This is a genomic window from Pseudomonas sp. NPDC086278 (assembly GCF_050280905.1).
Classification (GTDB): Bacteria; Pseudomonadota; Gammaproteobacteria; order Pseudomonadales; family Pseudomonadaceae; genus Aquipseudomonas.
Map to the genome: position 1 here is coordinate 1 of NZ_JBNNWE010000108.1, position 19,985 is coordinate 19,985.

The following is a 19,985-nucleotide window of genomic DNA, read 5'->3' on the forward strand; positions in this document are numbered from 1 at the left end:
GCTGACGCGAAGTCGAGTCGAGTGGATCGACCGCCGGGTAGATACCCAGGGAGGCGATGTCACGGGACAGAACGACGGTGGCGTCCAAGTGGGCGCCGACACCGATCGCCTGATCGCCGTCACCCTGATCGATTGCATCAACAATCAGGGCTACCTGGACGAAACCCTCGAGGAAATCCTCGAAGCCTTCGACCCGGAACTGGACATCGAACTGGACGAAATCGAAGCCGTCCTGCACCGCATCCAGCAATTCGAACCAGCCGGTATTGGCGCTCGCAACTTGGGCGAATGCCTGCTGCTGCAATTGCGCCAGCTGCCGGCCAAGACCCCTTGGCTGGCCGAGGCCAAGCGACTGGTCAGCGATTACATCGACCTGCTTGGCGGTCGTGATTACAGCCAGCTGATGCGCCGTATGAAGCTCAAGGAAGATGAACTGCGCCAGGTCATCGAGCTCGTACAGAGCCTCAATCCGCGTCCTGGCTCACAAATCGAGTCCAGCGAAGCCGAATATGTCGTGCCAGACGTGATCGTGCGCAAGGACAACGAGCGCTGGCTGGTCGAACTGAATCAGGAATCGGTGCCACGGTTGCGGGTCAACGCGCAATACGCCGGTTTCGTGCGCCGCGCCGACACCAGCGCCGACAATACCTTCATGCGCAACCAGTTGCAGGAAGCCCGCTGGTTCATCAAGAGCCTGCAAAGCCGTAACGAAACCCTGATGAAAGTTGCCACCCAGATCGTCGAGCATCAGCGCGGCTTCCTGGAGTATGGCGACGAAGCCATGAAACCGTTGGTCCTGCATGACATCGCCGAAGCGGTCGGCATGCACGAGTCGACGATTTCACGGGTGACCACGCAGAAATTCATGCACACCCCTCGGGGCATATATGAACTGAAATACTTTTTCTCCAGCCATGTCAGCACCTCCGAAGGCGGCGAATGCTCGTCCACAGCGATCCGCGCGATCATCAAAAAACTGGTCGCCGCGGAAAATCAGAAAAAGCCGTTGAGTGACAGCAAGATCGCTGGTTTACTGGAGGCACAAGGCATTCAGGTGGCTCGCCGCACCGTCGCCAAGTACCGCGAATCCCTCGGGATCGCGCCTTCGAGCGAACGCAAGCGGTTGATGTAAGCCACGCCACAGCGTTCCAGTGGTAGATCATCTGATCTACCGCTTTATGCACTGGCAACGAAGGAGAAGCTGTATGCAAGTCAACATCAGTGGACACCAGCTGGAAGTGACCGAACCCCTGCGCGCTTATATCGGCGAAAAACTCGACCGATTAGAGCGGCATTTCGACAAGATCACCAATGTGCAAGTCACGATGTGCGTCGAAAAGCTCAAGCAGAAAATCGAAGCCACCCTGCATATTTCCGGCGGAGAAGTGGTCGCCAATGCCGAGCATACCGACATGTATGCCGCCATTGACCTACTGACCGACAAGCTGGATCGCCAACTCAAAAAGCATAAGGAAAAGACCCAAGAGCTCCTCCAGGGCGCGACCGGTCGTTAACACTCCCAACCCATGATCCGACTTGAAAACATCCTGACCCCCGGCCGTTCGCTCGTGAACGTGCCGGGCGGCAGCAAAAAGAAAGCCCTCGAACAAATTGCCAACCTGATCGCCCGGGAAGTGCCGGATCTGGAGATGCAAGATGTCTTCGAGGCTTTGATTGCCCGTGAAAAACTCGGCTCGACCGGTTTTGGCAACGGCATCGCCATCCCTCACTGTCGCCTGAAGGGCTGCACCTCGCCCATCAGCGCCTTGATGCACCTCGACGCTCCCATCGATTTCGACGCCATCGACGGCGCACCGGTTGACCTGCTGTTCGTACTGCTGGTCCCGGAGGCGGCTACCGATGCGCACCTGGAACTGCTCCGCCAGATCGCCAGCATGCTTGATCGCAAGGAAGTCCGTGATCGACTGCGCAGCGCCCCGAGCAACGAAGCCTTGTATCAGGTCGTCCTGGACGAGCAAAACGGTCACTAATCATGCGCTTGATTATCGTCAGCGGCCGCTCCGGCTCAGGTAAAAGTACTGTTCTTGATGTGCTTGAGGACAACGGTTTTTACTGCATCGACAACTTGCCGGCCGGCCTGCTGCCTGAACTCGCCGAACGCGCACTGATTCATACCGAACTGGCACAACCGCTGGTCGCCGTGTCCATCGATGCGCGCAACCTGCCGAGCCACCTTTCGCGGTTTCCCGAACTGCTGGAAGAGGTCCGCAGCCGGCACATCAAATGCGACGTGCTGTATCTGGATGCCGACGAAGAAACCCTGCTCAAGCGCTTTTCCGAAACACGCCGCCGTCATCCGCTGAGCACCGCCAACCGTTCGTTGGCCGAGGCCATTGAGGACGAGAGCAACCTGCTGGGGCCTATTGCCGATCTGGCCGATCTGAAAATCAACACCACCAACCTGAACCTCTACCAGCTGCGCGACACCATCAAGCTGCGGTTGCTGAACCAGCCGGAAGCCGGTACGGCATTCCTGGTCGAGTCATTTGGATTCAAGCGTGGCATGCCGGTGGACGCTGACCTGGTGTTCGACGTTCGCTGCCTGCCCAATCCTTACTGGAAGCCGGAATTGCGCGCCCAGTCCGGGCTTGATCAGCCGGTGGCCGAATACCTGGCGGCACAGCCTGATGTAGAGGAAATGTTCCAGGACATCTCCTCGTACCTGCTCAAGTGGCTGCCACGTTTTGCCGCAAGCAACCGTGCCTATGTCACCATCGCCATTGGCTGCACCGGCGGGCACCACCGCTCCGTCTACCTGACCGAACGTCTGGGCCAGGTTCTGCAACAATCCCTGAAGAACGTCCAGGTTCGCCACCGCGACCTCAGCTAAAGGATTCACATCGCGATGCCTGCTCTGGAAATCGAAATCATCAACAAGCTCGGGCTGCATGCCCGCGCTTCTGCAAAATTCGTTGGCGTTGCCGGCGAGTTCAAGGATTGCACGATCCGCGTCGGACGTAATCCCGAGTCGATGGTAGACGGAAAAAGCATCATGGCCATGATGATGCTCGCTGCCGGCAAAGGTACGATCATCCACCTGAGCACCGAAGGGGAGCAGGCGGACGAAGCCTTGCAGGCATTGGTGAACCTGATCAACGACTACTTCGGTGAAGGTGGTTAAGCACTTGCTCAAGCAAGTGCCGTATCCATCACCATCATCAAACAAAACCCTGTCAGCAAGCCAAGGCTGGCCAGCTTGTCGTGACCATTGCGTCGCGACTCAGGGATGATTTCGTGAGTCACCACCAGCAGCATTGCCCCCGCCGCCAGCGCCAGCCCTAACGGCAACAACATCTCGGCCAGACTCACCAGCCACGCGCACAACAGCGCAAAGACCGGCTCGACCAGACCTGACGCCGCACCGATCAGGAACGCCTTGACCCGGGACATCCCGGCCCCTGCCAGCACCAATGCAATCACCAGGCCTTCCGGTACATCCTGCAACGCGATACCCATCGCCAGGCTGTCAGCGTCGGGCATTCCGCCGCCAGCCGAGACGCCGACGGCCATGCCTTCAGGAATGTTGTGCGCAATGATCGCAAACACAAACAACCAGATTCGCGGTGGAATCACCGGCCGTTCAAGAGTCCCGACGAGCATTTCAGGGGATGCGCCAGACACCTTGCGATCCACCAGAAATAATCCGAACGCGCCGAGCATGATGCCGAAGCTGATCAGACCACTGGCCGCCCACGGCGTCAGCCCCAGGCTTTCAGCGGCGGAAATACCCGGCACGATCAGCGAAAACGCGGTCGCGGCGAGCATCACTCCAGCACCGAAACCGAGCAAGGTATCGCTCACCCGCTGCGGCATTTGCCGGATCACCAGCACCGGCACCGCCCCCAGCGCGGTGCCCAAGGCGCAAATCGCCCCGCCCTGCAGCGCGCGCGACAGTCTTGGCTCGAGGTCCAGCCACGCCAGACCGTGGCTGACCAGCAACGTTATGCCCGCCAGCAGTAATAGCGATCCCAATGCGTAACGAAACATCCGTCCACTTCCGATCGCCAGTGTTTCAGTGCCCATAGTCAGCCTTGGATTGTTTTTATAAGAGACTTAAACCAGCGCAGCCTGATAGCGCGCAGCGACTTCAGGCCAATTGATCACGTTGTAGAACGCATTGATGTATTCCGGGCGACGGTTCTGGTAACGCAGGTAATACGCGTGCTCCCAGACGTCCAGCCCCAGGATCGGCGTATTGCCGTTCATCAACGGGCTGTCCTGGTTGCCACTGCTTTCAACGATCAGGGTCTTTTGCGGTGTCACGCTCAACCAGGCCCAGCCGCTGCCGAAACGGGTCAGCGCGGCTTTGGTGAAGGCGTCCTTGAAACTGTTCAAGCCACCCAGTTGCTCATCGATGGCCTTGGCCAGCGCGCCCTCCGGATTGCCGCCGCCGTTGGGCGCCATGACTTCCCAGAACAACGAATGGTTGGCGTGTCCGCCACCCTGGTTGACGACCGCTGCCCGAAGTTTTTCTGGCAATTGCTGAACGGCCGATACCAGTTTCTCCACAGGCCATTCGGCATATTCAGTGCCCTCGACCGCGGCGTTGAGGTTGTTGATGTAAGTCTGGTGGTGCTTGGTGTAATGGATTTCCATGGTCTGCGCATCGATATGCGGTTCCAGGGCATCGTAGGCGTAAGGCAGGGCAGGCAAGTTAAAAGCCATTTCAATGGACTCCGTAATGTTGAGGCGCAGGCGAGGCTGCATCGATGTGCAGCAGGCGATGGGTGCGCGGGTATTCGCCGTGTTCACTGATGAAATTCAGCAGTTCGACGTAAGTCTTGCTGCTCTGGCGCAGTGCGGCATCGCGCAGTGCTGGCGCCAGACGTGGGTCCTGCATGGTCTGCAATAGCCGTTGATGGATCGCGCACAAATACTCGGCGCTCTCCTCCGGCTGATTCAGGCGCAGATGCAGGTCCGCCAGGTTGTGATGGGAAATCACGCAAGCCGCCACCGCTTCGTCGGCATCCGGCCAGCGCTCGAACAACACCTGGGCCAGGGCCAAGGCCTGCAAGTAAGCCTCGCGAGCATCGACGTATTCGCCCAGCATGAAACAGCGATTTGCTCTTTCGATCGTGCGTTTCCAGTGCTCCATGGTGTGCCTCCAAAGCGGTTGCGGTGATTACACGCCGCCTGCGGTGAGCTTTTCCGGATTGAGTAATTCTTCCAGTTGGCTGCGTGTCAGGTCGGTGTGTTCCAGTGCGACATCGATCACCGGCCGGCCTTGTTGATAGGCCTTCTTGGCGATTTCAGCGGCTTTTTGGTAACCAATGATCGGGTTCAGGGCGGTGACCAGGATCGGGTTGCGCGACAGCGCCTCTTTGATCCGTGACTCGTTGACCTTGAACGTGGCGATGGCTTTCTCCCCCAGCAGATGGCTGGAGTTGGCCAGCAACTCGATGCTGCTCAACAGGTTCTGGGCGATGATCGGCAACATCACGTTCAGTTCGAAATTGCCCGACTGACCGGCGATGGTGATGACCGTGTCGTTGCCGATCACCTGGGCCGCGACCATGGCAGTGGCTTCCGGGATCACCGGGTTGACTTTGCCCGGCATGATCGAGGAGCCCGGCTGCAAGGCTTCAAGTTCGATTTCACCGAGGCCTGCCAGCGGGCCGGAGTTCATCCAGCGCAGGTCGTTGGCGATTTTCATCAGCGAAACCGCCGTGGCTTTGAGTTGCCCGGAGACGGCGACGGCAGTGTCCTGGGAGCCGATCAGCGCAAACAGATTCTTGCCCGGCTGGAATTGAACGTGAGTCAGCTCGCTCAGGTGCTGGCTGAACCGCGCCGCGAACTCGGGATGCGCATTGATCCCGGTGCCCACCGCCGTACCGCCCTGCGCCAGCGATTGCAGACTTGGCAGCAAATCGTGCAGGTGGCCGATGTTGGCCTTGAGTTGTTGCGCCCAACCATTCAGCACCTGGCTCATGCGCACCGGCATGGCGTCCATCAAATGCGTGCGCCCGGTTTTGACATGGTGATGCACCTGCCCGGCCTTGAGTTCGATCACCTGAACCAGGCGCAACAGCGCCGGCAGTAACTGCTCGTGCAACGCCAGCGCGGCGCTGACATGGATGGTGGTCGGGATGATGTCGTTGCTGCTCTGCCCGCAGTTGACGTGATCGTTGGGGTTGACCGGTTCACCGAGCACACGGCTGGCCAAGGTGGCGATCACTTCGTTGGCATTCATGTTCGAACTGGTGCCCGAGCCGGTCTGGAAAATATCCACCGGGAAGTGCTGCATGAAGTCGCTATTCAGCAGGTCGAGTGCCGCATCGACGATGGCATTGCCCTGGGCTTCGCTGATTTGCTTGAGCTCGACGTTGGCGCGTGCGGCGGCTGCCTTGGCCAGGATCAGCGAGCGAATGAACTGCACCGGCATCGGTTTGCCGCTGATCGGGAAGTTATCCACCGCGCGTTGGGTTTGCGCGCCATAGAGCGCGTCCACCGGGACCTGAAGCTCGCCCATGCTGTCGCGTTCAATGCGTGTCTTGGTCATCAGTAAATCCTTGCACCAGTTCTATGAGAGGAATCGAAGGCTGCAACTCGCACGTCGCCAGTTGCCAGGTGTAGCTTTGCCAGCGTTTGAGGCGGCATTTGCACAGAGAGAGGCGTTCGAGTTCGCGCAACGGGCGCCATGCCTGATCCAGGCAATAGGTGCGCCAGTGCCAGGGCAGCGCGACGTCGGCGGCGGTGTCGAGCAGTAAACGGAAGGAGGTTTCGGCAATGGTCCAGGGAGAGGTGGCCGTGCAACACGCCAGATACCGGCCTTCAGCCAGGTAGTGGTCGATCAGGCGTGGCTCGTCGGGGGACATCGCGCAACGGATCTGGCGACTCATCCAGCGCCAGCTTTCGAGGTAAGGCTGCTCGTGCAAGGCAGAACTCATGATCCGGGCTCATTCGGTAATGAGATTTATTATTAGATGATAATGAGAACCAAAACAACCCCGACAAAATGGATGAGGTTCATTGTGGGAGCGGGCTTGCTCGCGAATGCGGTTGATCAGCCGGAAAACATGGCGACTGATCCACCGCATTCGCGAGCAAGCCCGCTCCCACAGGGTCGGTGTATGGCGCATAAAAAAGGCGCGCCCCCCAATCGGGTGGCGCGCCTTTTGTGTAACGGTGCGGGTTAGCTACCGGCCACGGTCATCCGCTCAATCAGTACCGAACCTGTGCGAATGTTGCTGCGCAACTCCAGGTCATTACCGACCGCAACGATCTGTTTGAACATGTCGCGCATGTTGCCGGCGATGGTCACTTCCTGGACCGCGAACTGGATTTCACCGTTCTCGACCCAGTAACCCGCCGCACCGCGCGAATAATCACCGGTCACCATGTTCAGGCCCTGCCCCATCAATTCGGTCACCAGCAAACCGCGTCCCATACGGCGCAGCAACGCCGCTTGATCTTCATCGCCATGGGTGACGAACAGGTTGTGCACGCCGCCAGCATTGGCGGTGCTCGGCATGCCGAGTTTACGACCGGAATAGGTGCCGAGAATGTAGGACACCAACTCGCCTTTTTCGACGAACGGTTTCGCATAGGTCGCCAGGCCATCGCCGTCGAACGCCGAACTGCCCATCGCGCGCATCAGATGCGGACGCTCATCGATGGTCAACCATTCCGGGAACAGTTTCTGCCCCAGCGTACCTTCCAGGAACGACGACTTGCGGTACAGACTGCCGCCGGAAACCGCCGAGAGGAAACTGCCGAACAAACCACCGGCCAGTTCTGCGGAAAACAGCACGGGCACTTCGCAGGTCGGCACGGGGCGCGCACCCAGTCGGGCCGCCGCCCGTTGCGCGGCACGCTGGCCAATGCTCACCGGGTCGGCCAACAAATTGCCCTGGCGGCTCACGTCGTACCAGTAGTCGCGCTGCATCTGCCCTTCGGCCTCGGCAATCATCACGCAACTCAGGCTGTGCCGGGTCGACGCGTAGCCGCCGATAAAACCATGGCTGTTGCCGTAAACGCGACAGCCCTGATGCGTGCTGAGGGTGGTGCCGTCGGCGTTCTTGATTCGGCTATCGGTGTCAAATGCCGCCGCTTCGCAGCTCAAGGCCATCTCGATGGCTTGTTCCGGGGTTATGTCCCACTGGTGGAACATGTCGAAATCCTGCAGATCCTTGGCCATCAACGCGGCATCTGCCAGGCCCGAGGCTTCGTCTTCAGAGGTGTGCTTGGCGATGGCCAATGCGGCCGCGACCGTTTCACGAATCGCCTCGGGACCACTGGCCGAAGTGCTGGCCGAACCCTTGCGCTGGCCAACGTACAAGGTGATGCCAAAGCCCTGATCACGATTGAATTCGACGGTTTCGACTTCGCGCTGACGCACGGAAGTGGACAGGCCCTGCTCCAGCGACACCGCCACTTCACAGGCACTGGCACCCTGGCGCCGGGCTTCAGCGATGATCTGCTCGACTTGTTCCTGCAGTGCCGGCAACGCTTGTGGGCCGACGCTTTCAACTGCACTCATGCTGTTCTCCACTCAAATTCTGCTTTCGGCTAGGGCCTTCGAGCGACCGGGCCGGACAAGCGGCCCCCGACTGGTTATCATGGCGGCGTTTCTTTGCGGACGGCCACCATGGTTGATTCTTACGACGACTCCCTCGATACGGGAGAAAAAAGCAAATCCCAGGTTAAACGCGAGCTGCATGCTCTGGTTGACCTCGGCGAGCGCCTTACAACACTCAAGCCTGACCTGCTGGCAAAACTGCCGTTGACCGACGCTATGCGCCGGGCCTTGGCCGATGCGCCGAAGCACACCGCGAATATCGCGCGTAAACGGCATCTGATGTTCATCGGCAAACTGATGCGCGATCAGGACACTGACGCGATTCTCACGTTGCTCGATCAACTCGATGCCTCCACCCGGCAGTACAACGAACGTTTCCATGGCCTGGAACGCTGGCGCGATCGCTTGATCGCGGGCGACGATGCAGTCCTGGAGAAGTTCGTGCTCGACTACCCGGAGGCTGACCGTCAGCAATTGCGCTCCCTGATCCGTCAGGCCCAGCACGAATTGGCGACCAACAAGCCACCGGCATCGAGCCGTAAAATCTTCAAGTACATCCGTGAGCTGGACGAGACTCAACGCGGTCTGCGTTAAGTCCCTTCTTGGGTGAGCCGCCAAGCGGTTCACCCAAAGCTTCACTTTTTCAAGAGCCGCTCAAGATCCTGTGCCACCCACAGTGATCGCATCGATTTTCAGCGTTGGCTGGCCGACACCGACCGGCACCGACTGCCCATCCTTGCCGCACGTCCCCACGCCGCTGTCCAGCGACAGATCGTTGCCGACCATCGACACCTTGCTCATCGCTTCGGGACCATTGCCGATCAACGTTGCGCCTTTGACCGGCGCGGTGATCTTGCCATCTTCGATCAGGTACGCCTCGCTGGTGGAGAACACGAACTTGCCACTGGTGATGTCCACCTGGCCGCCGCCGAGGTTGGCGCAGTAGATACCGCGCTTCACCGAGGCGATGATTTCCGCCGGATCGCTTTCGCCCGCCAACATGTAGGTGTTGGTCATCCGGGGCATCGGCAGGTGCGCGTACGACTCACGACGACCGTTACCGGTGCGGGCCACGCCCATCAGGCGCGCATTGAGCTTGTCCTGCATATAGCCTTTGAGGACGCCGTTTTCGATCAGCGTGGTGCACTCGGTCGGTGTGCCTTCGTCGTCGACGCTCAGCGAGCCACGGCGACCGGCCAGCGTGCCGTCATCGACGATAGTGCAGAGCTTGGATGCAACCATTTCGCCCATCCGCCCGCTATAAGCCGAGCTGCCCTTGCGGTTGAAATCGCCTTCCAGACCGTGGCCGACCGCTTCGTGCAACAGCACGCCAGACCAGCCCGACCCCAGCACCACCGGCAACGTGCCGGCCGGTGCAGGAATCGCTTCAAGATTGACCAGCGCCTGACGCAACGCTTCACGGGCATAGCCCATGGCGCGATCCTCGGCGAGGAAGTAACGGTAATCGGTACGACCGCCGCCGCCATGACCACCGCGCTCGCGGCGGCCATTCTGCTCGACGATCACGCTGACGTTGAAGCGCACCAGCGGACGAACATCCGCCGCCAGGCTGCCATCGGTCGAAGCGACGAGGATGCGCTCCCACACCCCGGCCATGCTCACGGTCACTTGCTGGATACGCGGATCGAGGGCTCGAGTCGCGACGTCGATGCGCTTGAGCAGGTCAACCTTCTCGGCGCGGGTCAGCACTTCCAGCGGATTGTCCGGCCCGTACAACTGGGTGACATCCTGGGAGGTGAAGGCTTGCACGGTGCCATTTTGCCCGGCGCGGGAAATCGAACGAGCGGCACGCGCCGCAGCGCCCAAGGCTTCCAGCGTGATCGCATTGCTGTAGGCAAAACCGGTTTTTTCACCCGATTGCGCACGCACGCCAACACCCTGGTCGAGGTTGAAGCTGCCTTCCTTGACGATCCCGTCTTCCAGCGCCCAGGACTCGGAAATCTGGCCCTGGAAATACAGGTCGGCGGCATCGATGCCCGGGCCGGCCAGATCGCCGAGCACACTTTGCAGGCTCTCGATCGTCACGCCGCCGGGCGCTAACAGGTGGTCACTGACTGAGGACAACAACTCGCTCATATGCTTTACGCCTTAAATTCATCGTTCTGAGGCAGGTCGCTGGGCGCCCTGCGAGAAAAAGCGCCGGTGACTGGACACCGGCATCCGCGCCCGGATGGACGCCTGTTCGCTGCTATCGCGTTCGGCCAGCAGCACGGCCTCGCCTTGATCCTGTTGCGCCAGCACGCGTCCCCATGGGTCGACGATGGCGGCATGTCCGTAAGTCTCTCGCGGCCCCGGATGGGTGCCACCCTGGGCGGCCGCGAGCACATAACACTGGGTCTCGATGGCCCGTGCGCGAATCAGTACATCCCAATGCGCCGCACCGGTCACGGCAGTAAAGGCCGACGGCGCGGTGATCAACTGCGCACCGGCAACCCGCAATTCGCTGTACAGCTCCGGGAAACGCAGGTCGTAACACACCGTCAGGCCAACCCGACCGACCGGTGTGTCGGCGACGACCACGCCGCTGCCGTAAGCATAGTCATCGGATTCGCGATAACGCCCGCGATTGTCCGCCACATCGACGTCGAACAGGTGCAGCTTGTCATACCGTGCAACGGTTTCGCCGTATTCATTCACCAGCAGCGAGCAGGCATGCACTTTTGCCAGCGGCTGGCCGGCCGGTGGCAACGGCAACGTGCCGGCGACTATCCATAACTTGAGGTCGAGGGCGGTCTGTTTCAACCATGGCAGGATCGGACCTTCGCCTGAAGCCTCGGCGCGGCCGATGTCGGCGATGTCGCGACGGCCCATGGCGGCGAAGTTTTCCGGCAGCACGGCAAGCCTGGCGCCTGCGGTTGCGGCCTGCTCGAGCAGCCGACGGGCCTGGGCCAGATTGGCCAGCACATCGCTCTGGCTGACCATTTGAATCACCGCTACAGACATGGCGCGCTCCTTGATGGCTAGGAGGCCATGCTACTCCATCGGCCCGAGACGTGGTTTTAGAAAAAGCGCGTCAGAAAGGTTTGTCGAAGGTGATTTTCGGATCTTTCCACGGGCCTTTGACCGTGTACTTCACGCTGGCGAAACGGGCCACGCGGTCACCGATCAATTTGTCGATCAGGAACAACGCACCGCCAATGGCCGGGGCGCCGACAATTAGCGCCGCAATCGGCAGGTTATTGGTGACTGGCAAGGTCACCAGCAGTTTCGCATCGACCTGATCGCCCACCAGATCCAGCGTGCCATTGAGTTCGAGGTTGCTCGACGGACCGGTCATCCGGATCGGCGCACGAGTCACGTAAACCCCGTTGGTCGCAACCAGCAGCCCCTTGACCCGGTCGTAGCTCAAGCCTTTGCCGAACAGGTCGGAAAAGTCCAGCCGCAAGCGCCGGCCGATGGAGTTGAAGTTGAGCAAGCCAAACACCCGCAATGCCTGAGCGCCGCCCTCGACTTCGACAAACTGACCTTTGTTCAGTGACGCATCGAGCGTCCCCGAGAAACGTTTGGTGGCCAGCCAGGCCGGCGAACCGGGCCAGCGGCCGTCGACATCCATGTGAAACTCTTCGCTGGTGACGCTCGGTGCAAAGCCCCAGCCCTTCAACACATCGGCCAGATTCTTGCCGCTGATCCGGCCCTTGTACCAGCTGCTGGAGCTGCCCGGCGCACCTTCCCAACCGCCATTGCCCTGCAACAGAATGCCTTTGAGGCCCATGTCCAGCGTGTTCAAGGCGATACCTTTGGCGGTCGGGCGAACTTTGAGCGACCACGCGCCCACCAGATCCTGGCCCTGGTACAGCTGATTGATTGTGATATCGAGCGCCGGGATCTTCGTCGGGTCGACGTCGGCCAGCGGATCGGGCGAATTCTCGTCGGCCAGCACCGTCGGGTCCGGAGCCGGCAAACGCACGGTTTGCAGATCGATCACGATCGGCGCGCCTTTGGCGTCCGGGATAGCGACCGTGCCCTTGGCTTGCTGGCTGTCGAGTTGCAAGGCCCACGCGGCGGGTTTGCGATTGAGTTGCACCGACGCCTGATCGAGCGTGGTGCCCAAACCGCTGAGCTTGCCGACCTTGAAGTCTGCGCTGCTGAGCAATTGCTTCGCGCTGCCGCCAGGATCCTGCCCGGCATACTTGTCCACCAGCGCTTTCCACGGTCCGACATCCAGTTCGGACAGCACGCCGCGCACTCGCAAACCGTTGGCAGTGGGCAATACCGCGTCGCCGACGCCCAGGAACAGCTCGCCACGACCTTCGGCAAAGTTGCCGGGCGGCGCGGCAAAGGTGAAACTCGCCACGTCGCCGTAATTGAACCAATAGCGCCGTTCCGCGCCCTGAAGGGTCATGCGGAACGAGGTGTTGCGCCCCACATCCGCCGCCATGCCGAACGGCGCCGGCAAATCGACCGCCACGCCTGTGAGGCTGGAATTAACCGTCAACTGGCTGTTCGCGCCATCAAGGTTCAGTTGCAACTGATACGGGATCAAACCGGACACGGGCAATGCTTGAGTCACTTTCAGCCAGTCAGTGAGTTTCTTCACTTCGACCTGACCGGCCGCGGTAACACGGGTTTTGATATTGCCGACGCTGCCATCGGCGAAAATCTGCGCGGTGACCGGTTTATCGAACGCGCGCGCGCTGATGTTCTGCCCGCTCAGTCCCTTGCTGCTGTCGAAACGGAAATCGCCCTTTAACTGAGTCAGCTCCAGCGCAGGTTCCGGTAACTTCAGGCGCGCCTTGGCGGTTTTGAAATCGACCAGAATCTTCGGCTGCTCGCCCTTGACCATCGGAATGTCCAGTTTCAACTTGCCTTGCAGTTCACCCTCGCCCTCCCAGCGGGCGAAAGTCTCGCCGGTGCCGATCGGGGCTTGCTGCAAAATCTTCAGACCGTCACCCAAGCCACCGGCGAACGCACCGTCAAGCAGCAAGTGGCTGCTCTGCCCGGTTGGCACGTGAGGAATATTGACGTAAATGTCGCGGACCTGAGTGTCGAGCAACTGCCCCTTGCTGGCGAGAATCCGCACGCCGCTGTCTTCGACAAACACGTCGCCCGACACCTTGCTGACATGCGGCCAGCCCGGCTGGAACGCCAATTCGGCATCGTGAACCTTGAAGAACAGGCTGATACTGCGGTCGGAATCCGCAGCGCCGTGGTTCAGCGAACCCTGGTACTGGAAGAAACCTTCGTCCACCGCGCCTTTGAGAATCGCCGTGCGCAGCCACTCATCGAGAGCCGGGCTGAGCACGGCGGGCAGGTACTTGGCGGTGTATCTGCCGTCGCCATCGACCATGCCGACCCGCAGGTCCATGTAGTCTTCCTGGGCGTGGTCGAAATGCAGGCGGATCAGGAAGTCGCCGGCAATCTTGCCCTCTTCGCCCAGCACTTTCAGGTACGGCGCAATCAGGGTGAAACCTTCTTTGTCGAGCTTCCAGGTCAGGCGCGCATTGGCCTGTATGTATTGCCATGGCTTGGCGAAAATCGGGTCCAGGTGCAGGACAAAATCCTTGCTGTCCATGCGCAACTCGCCGCCACCCAGATTGCCGCTGATGCTGCCGCTGACATTTCGCGCCGCCGGTGCGCCGTGATAGGCGTTGAAGCCGACACGATCGAGGTTGGCGGCAAAGCTGAACTTGCTGTCGTCGGTCGCATTGGGCTTCAGGTCGAGCAATACATTGCGCAATCCACCGGTGACTTGCAGCCGGTCCACCACGGTGGCGAAGCCCTCGGGCAGCGGCCCCAACGCGTTTAATAGCGGTGTAAGCGGCGTGAGGTCGAGGCGATCGGCTTGCAGGTGCCACAGCTCTTCGGCCTTGTCGGTCGCGGCGGTCTGTTGCAGTTGCAGGTGCGATTCCCAGCGGGTCTCGCCGAGATTCATGGCCAGCGAATCAAGGGTGACCAGCAGGCCTTCGGAACTGCGCTGGAAGTAACCGTTAAGCGCCAGGTTGTTGATCTGGATCGGCTTGCGCTCGGCATACGCGCCTTTCAACTGCGGGGCGTTCAAGCGAATGGCGGCGCTTTGCAGCGCGCCCTCACTCCAGTTCGCCCAGAGCTCGCCACCGGCCTTGATCTCGGAGAAATTCCACTGCCGGGTCAGCCGTTCGGGCAGCCATTTCGACCAGTCACTTTGCGGCAGGCTCACATAGGCCTCGGCAGCTCCGTCTTTCCATTCACTGGCACGAATGCGCGTACGCACGCTCAGGGCGACCGGTTGACCGTCGGGCAGGGTCAACCGCGCGTCGAGGCGCTGGCGGGAGTCGCCGACTTTCAGGTTGAGGCCAACGTAAGTCAGAGTCAGCGGCGCTTGATTCTGCGGTTGCAAGGTCACCTGGCTGTCGAGCACTGACAGTTGCTGGACCATTTGCAGCCGATTGAGCAATTGCTCAGGATCCATTGGCTGGTCCTGCTGCACCGGCAAACCTTCCAGCGCCCACTGCCCGTCGGCACCTTCCTTGAGGCTGATCTTCAGACCGTTGAGTTCCAGGTGCGCGAGGCGTACTTCACGCGCCAAAAGACTGGCCCACAGGTCCGGCACTGCGCGCACCTGATCGAGCCGCAAGGCGTTGACGCCGTCCCCGACGGTCACGTCATGCGCCAGCAGAATCGGGGCGAAACCGCTCCAGTTGCCTTCCAGCTTGCCGATCTGCAACGGCATGCCCAAGGCCGCGCTGGCTTTGGTTTCGATGTCGGCACGGTATTCGGCCACCAGCGGCGTCAGCTCTCGGCCGAGGCTGACGTACAACGCCATCAACACCAATACCAACGCGCACAGGCCCAGACCCCAGCGGGTCAATGCGGCCAAAATGCGTGTCAGACGTTCCATGTCAGTTGGCTCCCATGGCAAAAATACTGCAAAAAGCTGAGGCCAGCCGTTCTAGTGAGGATGAAACACAGCGATTCAGAGCAGCACCACGTCGTATTGTTCCTGGGAATACATGGTTTCTACCTGAAAACGAATAGTGCGTCCGATAAACCCTTCCAGTTCGGCGACATTGCCCGATTCTTCATCGAGCAATCGGTCGACGACTTTCTGGTTCGCCAATACACGATAGCCTTCGGCTTGATAGGCACGTGCCTCGCGGAGGATTTCGCGGAAAATTTCGTAGCAGACCGTTTCCGGGGTCTTCAGCTTGCCGCGCCCCTGACAGCTGCTGCACGGCTCGCACAGCACTTGCTCAAGGCTTTCGCGGGTGCGCTTGCGGGTCATCTGCACCAGGCCCAACTCGGTGATGCCGATGATATTGGTCTTGGCGTGATCGCGTTCCAGCTGTTTTTCCAGGGTCCGCAGCACCTGTCGCTGGTGCTCTTCGTCTTCCATGTCGATGAAGTCGATGATGATGATCCCGCCGAGGTTGCGCAGGCGCAGCTGGCGAGCGATGGCGGTCGCGGCTTCGAGGTTGGTCTTGAAAATGGTTTCTTCGAGGTTGCGATGACCGACGAACGCGCCGGTGTTGACGTCGATGGTGCTCATGGCTTCCGCCGGATCAACCACCAGATAGCCGCCGGACTTGAGCGGCACTTTGCGTTCCAGGGCTTTCTGAATTTCGTCTTCGACGCCGTACAGGTCGAAAATCGGTCGCTCGCCGGGGTAATGCTCAAGACGATCGGCAATCTCCGGCATCAGTTCAGCGACAAACTGCGTGGTTTTCTGGAACGTTTCCCGGGAGTCGATGCGGATTTTCTCGATCTTCGGGCTGACCAGATCACGCAGAGTGCGCAACGCGAGGCCAAGGTCTTCGTAGATCACACTCGGCGCGCCGATGGTCTTGATCTGTTCGTTTATCTGGTCCCACAACCGGCGCAGGTAGCGGATGTCCATGAGGATTTCATCGGCACCGGCGCCTTCGGCGGCAGTTCGCAGAATGAAGCCGCCGGCTTCCTTGATGCCTTCTTTGGCCACGCAGTCAGTGACCACTTGCTTGAGACGTTCGCGCTCGGCTTCGTCTTCGATTTTCAGCGAAATACCGACATGCGCGGTGCGCGGCATGTACACCAGATAGCGCGACGGGATCGACAGCTGTGTGGTCAGGCGCGCGCCTTTGGAGCCGATCGGATCCTTGGTGACCTGCACCACCAGGCTCTGGCCTTCATGGACAAGGGCGCTGATGCTTTCTACCGCCGGCCCTTCACGCAAGGAGATTTCCGAGGCGTGAATGAACGCAGCGCGGTCCAGGCCGATATCGACGAACGCCGCCTGCATACCCGGCAATACCCGCACGACCTTGCCTTTATAGATGTTGCCGACGATCCCGCGCTTTTGCGTGCGCTCGACATGGACCTCTTGCAGGACACCGTTTTCAACCACCGCCACGCGCGATTCCATCGGCGTGATGTTGATCAGGATCTCTTCACTCATGGCAGGGTCTCGTTCAGGCATATTCACGATAATGGCCGCATCTTGTCAGTACGACGCTCAGCGCGCGTTAAGGGTTTGCCAACAGGGTATGCCGAAATGGCCAAGCAGTTCTGCGGTTTCGCACAGCGGCAATCCGACCACCGCCGAATAGCTGCCGTCGAGCCCGGCGACAAACACCGCGCCCAGTCCTTGAATACCATAGCCGCCCGCCTTGTCGCGAGGTTCGCCGCTGGCCCAATAGGCCGCCGCTTCCTGGGCGCTGATGGGGCGAAAACGCACCCGGCTGCGCACCACCACAGACTCGCAACGCTCGCCGTCGAGCACCGCGATGGCGGTCAGGACTTCGTGTTCATGGCCCGACAACAGGTTAAGCATGGCGCATGCGTCAGCTTCATCAACCGGCTTGCCGAGAATTTTTCCGTCCAGCACCACGGCGGTATCGGCGCCCAGCACGCAGAACGGAGCAGCGGACACGACGGCGCCGCGCCCGGCCTCGGCCTTGCCACGCGCCAGGCGCTCGACATAGGCCGAAGGGGTTTCGTTGTTCAAAGGGGTTTCATCAATGTCCGCACTGAGGGCGGAGAACGGCACGCCGATCTGCGTGAGCAGTTCACGTCGACGCGGCGAGCCTGAGGCGAGGTACAGCTGTTTCATCAAGACATCTCCCTGTCTAGTGCAGGCCAATGCCCCACTGAATTAAGTGATCTTGTAGCGCCGACGCAAACCGCGCAAACCGTAGCTGATCCACGGCCAGAGCAAGGCACTGACCAGGGCCGGCAGCACCAGCGCCAGCGTCGGCTGACGATTGCCGGTCAAGGCGCTGAGCCACAGTTGCACAAGCTGCGCCAGGCCGAAAATCACCAGAATAACCAGGCACTGTTGCCACATCGGGAACATGCGCAACCGTTGCTGTAGCGACAACACCAGAAAGGTGATCAACGTCAGAATCAATGCATTCTGCCCAAGCAGCGTGCCGTAGAGCACGTCTTCAGCCAGGCCCAGGCACCACGCGGTGACCATGCCGATTTTTTGCGGCATCTGCAGCGCCCAGAACGCCAGCAGCAGCGCCAGCCATAGCGGGCGCAGGATTTCCATGAATTGCGGCAGCGGCGAAACGCTGAGCAACAGACCGATGGCAAACGTCAGCCAGACGATCCAGCCATTTCGGGATGCGGTAGCACCAACCATTATTCTCGTCCCCCAGTGGCAGCCGGCGCAGAGACAGGCGGTTTGGCAGCAGGCTTGACGGCCGGCGGTTTAGCGGCAGCAGCAGGATGGGCGGGTTTTACCGGAGTCGCCGGGGTCGCCGGTGCCGGTGCGGCAGCGGCCGGCGTGGTCGCAGGGACCGCCGGCGCAGCAGCGGGTGCCGCCGTGGTCGCGGGGATCGGTTTCGGCACGGTCGCCGGAATGATCGGCCCGCCGCCGTGCTGGTCCAGAGCCTCCTGAGCCTGGGCAGCTTCGTTGGCGCGTTCTTCGGCGGTACGGCCGTCGCTGAACACCAGCAGCAAATAACGGCTGCGGTTCAACGCGGCGGTCGGCACGGCGCGGACAATGGCAAATGGCTGACCGGAATCGTGGATCACTTCCTTGACCGTCGCCACCGGGTAACCCGCCGGGAAGCGCTGACCCAGGCCGGAGCTGACCAGCAGATCGCCTTCCTTGATGTCGGCAGTGTCGGCCACGTGGCGCAGTTCCAGACGTTCCGGGTTGCCGGTGCCGCTGGCAATCGCCCGCAGCCCGTTGCGATTCACTTGCACCGGAATGCTGTGGGTGGTGTCGGTCAGCAGCAGCACACGCGAGGTGTACGGCATCAACTCGACCACCTGCCCCATCAGGCCGCGCGCATCGAGCACCGGCTGACCGAGGATCACACCGTCGCGCTCACCTTTATTGATGATGATGCGGTGGGTGAACGGGTTCGGGTCCATGCCGATCAGCTCGGCCACTTCGACCTTCTCGTTGACCAACGCCGAGGAATTGAGCAACTCGCGCAGCCGAACGTTCTGCTCGGTAAGGGCGGCAAGCTTTTGCATGCGCCCCTGCAATAGCAGGTTTTCGGTCTTGAGTTTTTCGTTTTCGGCGACGAGCTCGGTCCGGCTGCCAAACTGGCTGGCCACACCCTGCCATAGCCGCTGCGGCAGGTCGGTGATCCAGTAAGACTGCATCAGCACCAGCGACATTTGGCTACGCACTGGCTTGAGCAGTGTGAAGCGGGCATCGACCACCATCAGCGCGACCGAAAGCACGACCAGCACTAATACGCGCACGCCCAGTGAGGGGCCTTTGGTGAAAAGCGGTTTAATAAGCCGCTCCTCCCAGGCAAATGTTTTGTTTATTCATACGGCAGACCGGCCTGGATGCAGACTGACAGAAGATAAACGCCAACAGGCAGCACTGCAAAGTGCTGCCTGCGCGCCAACAGCATAGATGCACCCGACGATTTATTCGCTGGAGAGCAGGTCCATGGTGTGTTTATCCATCATTTCCAGGGCACGGCCACCACCGCGAGCTACGCAAGTCAGCGGGTCTTCGGCAACAATGACCGGCAGACCTGTTTCCTGGGCCAGCAACTTGTCGAGGTCACGCAGCAAGGCGCCACCACCGGTCAGTACCAGACCGCGCTCGGCGATATCGGAAGCCAGCTCCGGAGGCGATTGCTCCAGTGCGCTTTTCACGGCCTGAACGATGGTGGCCAGGGACTCTTGCAGAGCTTCCAGCACTTCATTGGAGTTCAGGGTGAATGCGCGTGGAACGCCTTCAGCCAGGTTACGGCCACGAACGTCGACTTCACGTACTTCGCCGCCCGGGTAGGCTGTACCGATTTCCTGCTTGATGCGCTCGGCAGTGGACTCGCCGATCAGGCTGCCGTAGTTGCGACGCACGTAGGTGATGATCGCTTCGTCGAAGCGGTCGCCGCCAACCCGTACGGATTCGGCATAAACCACACCGTTCAGGGAGATCAGCGCGATTTCAGTGGTACCCAACATTTCTTGTTCTTGGGTCAGTTGGAAATTCATGGGGCTACCTGTTGTTCGTGTGCTGATAGGTGGTGAAGCTTGTGCTGGCGAGCCAGCG

At 60.5% G+C, this 19,985-nt stretch carries 19 protein-coding genes and 1 pseudogene; 6 read left to right on the plus strand and 14 right to left on the minus strand.

The window, feature by feature from the left end; translation table 11 throughout:
- The 5 genes from ACQKP4_RS24740 to ACQKP4_RS24760 form a co-directional block, all read left to right on the plus strand.
- Window positions 1–1,132, plus strand: a 1,132-nt coding sequence (locus tag ACQKP4_RS24740) for an RNA polymerase factor sigma-54 (RefSeq protein ID WP_427636447.1), incomplete at its 5' end; no start/stop codon positions are given.
- A 73-nt stretch (window positions 1,133–1,205) separates the two neighbouring features.
- A complete protein-coding gene (gene hpf, locus ACQKP4_RS24745; RefSeq protein ID WP_427636448.1) occupies window positions 1,206–1,514 on the plus strand; it encodes a ribosome hibernation-promoting factor, HPF/YfiA family in 309 nt (102 codons plus the stop codon).
- Window positions 1,515–1,526: 12 nt separating this feature from the next.
- On the plus strand, window positions 1,527–1,991 hold the full coding sequence (gene ptsN / locus ACQKP4_RS24750; RefSeq protein WP_427636449.1) for a PTS IIA-like nitrogen regulatory protein PtsN: 465 nt from the start codon (window positions 1,527–1,529) through the stop codon (window positions 1,989–1,991).
- Window positions 1,992–1,993: 2 nt separating this feature from the next.
- Window positions 1,994–2,851 (plus strand): RNase adapter RapZ, encoded by an 858-nt coding sequence (gene rapZ / locus ACQKP4_RS24755; protein WP_427636451.1) that lies wholly within the window; start codon window positions 1,994–1,996, stop codon window positions 2,849–2,851.
- A gap of 15 nt (window positions 2,852–2,866) precedes the next feature.
- Complete coding sequence (locus tag ACQKP4_RS24760) at window positions 2,867–3,142, plus strand: HPr family phosphocarrier protein (protein WP_427636452.1); 276 nt, start codon at window positions 2,867–2,869, stop codon at window positions 3,140–3,142.
- 8 nt (window positions 3,143–3,150) lie between these two features.
- Here the strand turns inward: ACQKP4_RS24760 and ACQKP4_RS24765 are convergent, their stop codons facing one another.
- The 6 genes from ACQKP4_RS24765 to pmbA form a co-directional block, all read right to left on the minus strand.
- Window positions 3,151–4,044, minus strand: a complete 894-nt coding sequence (locus ACQKP4_RS24765; RefSeq protein ID WP_427636454.1) for a ZIP family metal transporter — start codon at window positions 4,042–4,044, stop codon at window positions 3,151–3,153.
- A gap of 30 nt (window positions 4,045–4,074) precedes the next feature.
- Window positions 4,075–4,686 carry a superoxide dismutase gene (locus ACQKP4_RS24770; protein ID WP_427636456.1) on the minus strand — a complete coding sequence of 204 codons (612 nt, stop codon included), beginning with the start codon at window positions 4,684–4,686 and terminating at the stop codon, window positions 4,075–4,077.
- A gap of 1 nt (window position 4,687) precedes the next feature.
- Complete coding sequence (locus ACQKP4_RS24775; protein ID WP_427636457.1) at window positions 4,688–5,116, minus strand: hypothetical protein; 429 nt, start codon at window positions 5,114–5,116, stop codon at window positions 4,688–4,690.
- 27 nt (window positions 5,117–5,143) lie between these two features.
- Window positions 5,144–6,520 (minus strand): class II fumarate hydratase, encoded by a 1,377-nt coding sequence (locus ACQKP4_RS24780; RefSeq protein ID WP_427636458.1) that lies wholly within the window; start codon window positions 6,518–6,520, stop codon window positions 5,144–5,146.
- Window positions 6,501–6,908 (minus strand): FagA protein, encoded by a 408-nt coding sequence (locus tag ACQKP4_RS24785; protein WP_427636459.1) that lies wholly within the window; start codon window positions 6,906–6,908, stop codon window positions 6,501–6,503. The genes ACQKP4_RS24780 and ACQKP4_RS24785 overlap by 20 nt, the downstream gene beginning before the upstream one ends.
- Window positions 6,909–7,153: 245 nt before the next feature.
- On the minus strand, window positions 7,154–8,500 hold the full coding sequence (pmbA, locus tag ACQKP4_RS24790) for a metalloprotease PmbA (RefSeq protein WP_427636461.1): 1,347 nt from the start codon (window positions 8,498–8,500) through the stop codon (window positions 7,154–7,156).
- 108 nt (window positions 8,501–8,608) lie between these two features.
- Between pmbA and yjgA the strand changes: the two genes are divergently transcribed.
- Entirely contained in the window at window positions 8,609–9,133 is a 525-nt protein-coding gene (gene yjgA, locus ACQKP4_RS24795) for a ribosome biogenesis factor YjgA (RefSeq protein ID WP_007901505.1), read from the plus strand.
- 60 nt (window positions 9,134–9,193) lie between these two features.
- On the opposite strand, the gene tldD is transcribed toward yjgA, so the two are convergent.
- The 8 genes and pseudogenes from tldD to ACQKP4_RS24835 all read right to left on the minus strand — a co-directional run.
- Window positions 9,194–10,636: a metalloprotease TldD gene (gene tldD, locus ACQKP4_RS24800; RefSeq protein WP_427636463.1), complete on the minus strand. Its 1,443-nt coding sequence runs from the start codon at window positions 10,634–10,636 to the stop codon at window positions 9,194–9,196.
- Between the two features lie 18 nt (window positions 10,637–10,654).
- Complete coding sequence (locus tag ACQKP4_RS24805; RefSeq protein ID WP_427636465.1) at window positions 10,655–11,503, minus strand: carbon-nitrogen hydrolase family protein; 849 nt, start codon at window positions 11,501–11,503, stop codon at window positions 10,655–10,657.
- A 70-nt stretch (window positions 11,504–11,573) separates the two neighbouring features.
- The gene (locus tag ACQKP4_RS24810) at window positions 11,574–15,377 is read right to left on the minus strand and encodes a YhdP family protein (RefSeq protein WP_427636467.1); all 3,804 of its coding nucleotides are present in this window, start codon (window positions 15,375–15,377) and stop codon (window positions 11,574–11,576) included.
- Window positions 15,378–15,452: 75 nt separating this feature from the next.
- Window positions 15,453–16,910 (minus strand): ribonuclease G, encoded by a 1,458-nt coding sequence (rng, locus tag ACQKP4_RS24815; protein WP_010463355.1) that lies wholly within the window; start codon window positions 16,908–16,910, stop codon window positions 15,453–15,455.
- 57 nt (window positions 16,911–16,967) lie between these two features.
- Window positions 16,968–17,564, minus strand: coding sequence for a Maf family protein (locus ACQKP4_RS24820; RefSeq protein ID WP_427636469.1), 597 nt, complete (start codon window positions 17,562–17,564; stop codon window positions 16,968–16,970).
- A 42-nt stretch (window positions 17,565–17,606) separates the two neighbouring features.
- On the minus strand, window positions 17,607–18,098 hold the full coding sequence (gene mreD / locus ACQKP4_RS24825) for a rod shape-determining protein MreD (protein WP_427636471.1): 492 nt from the start codon (window positions 18,096–18,098) through the stop codon (window positions 17,607–17,609).
- Complete coding sequence (gene mreC / locus ACQKP4_RS24830) at window positions 18,098–19,213, minus strand: rod shape-determining protein MreC (protein WP_427636473.1); 1,116 nt, start codon at window positions 19,211–19,213, stop codon at window positions 18,098–18,100. Before mreC ends, mreD begins: the two co-directional genes overlap by 1 nt.
- 138 nt (window positions 19,214–19,351) lie before the next feature.
- A pseudogene (locus ACQKP4_RS24835) lies at window positions 19,352–19,891 on the minus strand (rod shape-determining protein); the annotation flags it as partial.
- Window positions 19,892–19,985: the final 94 nt, after the last annotated feature.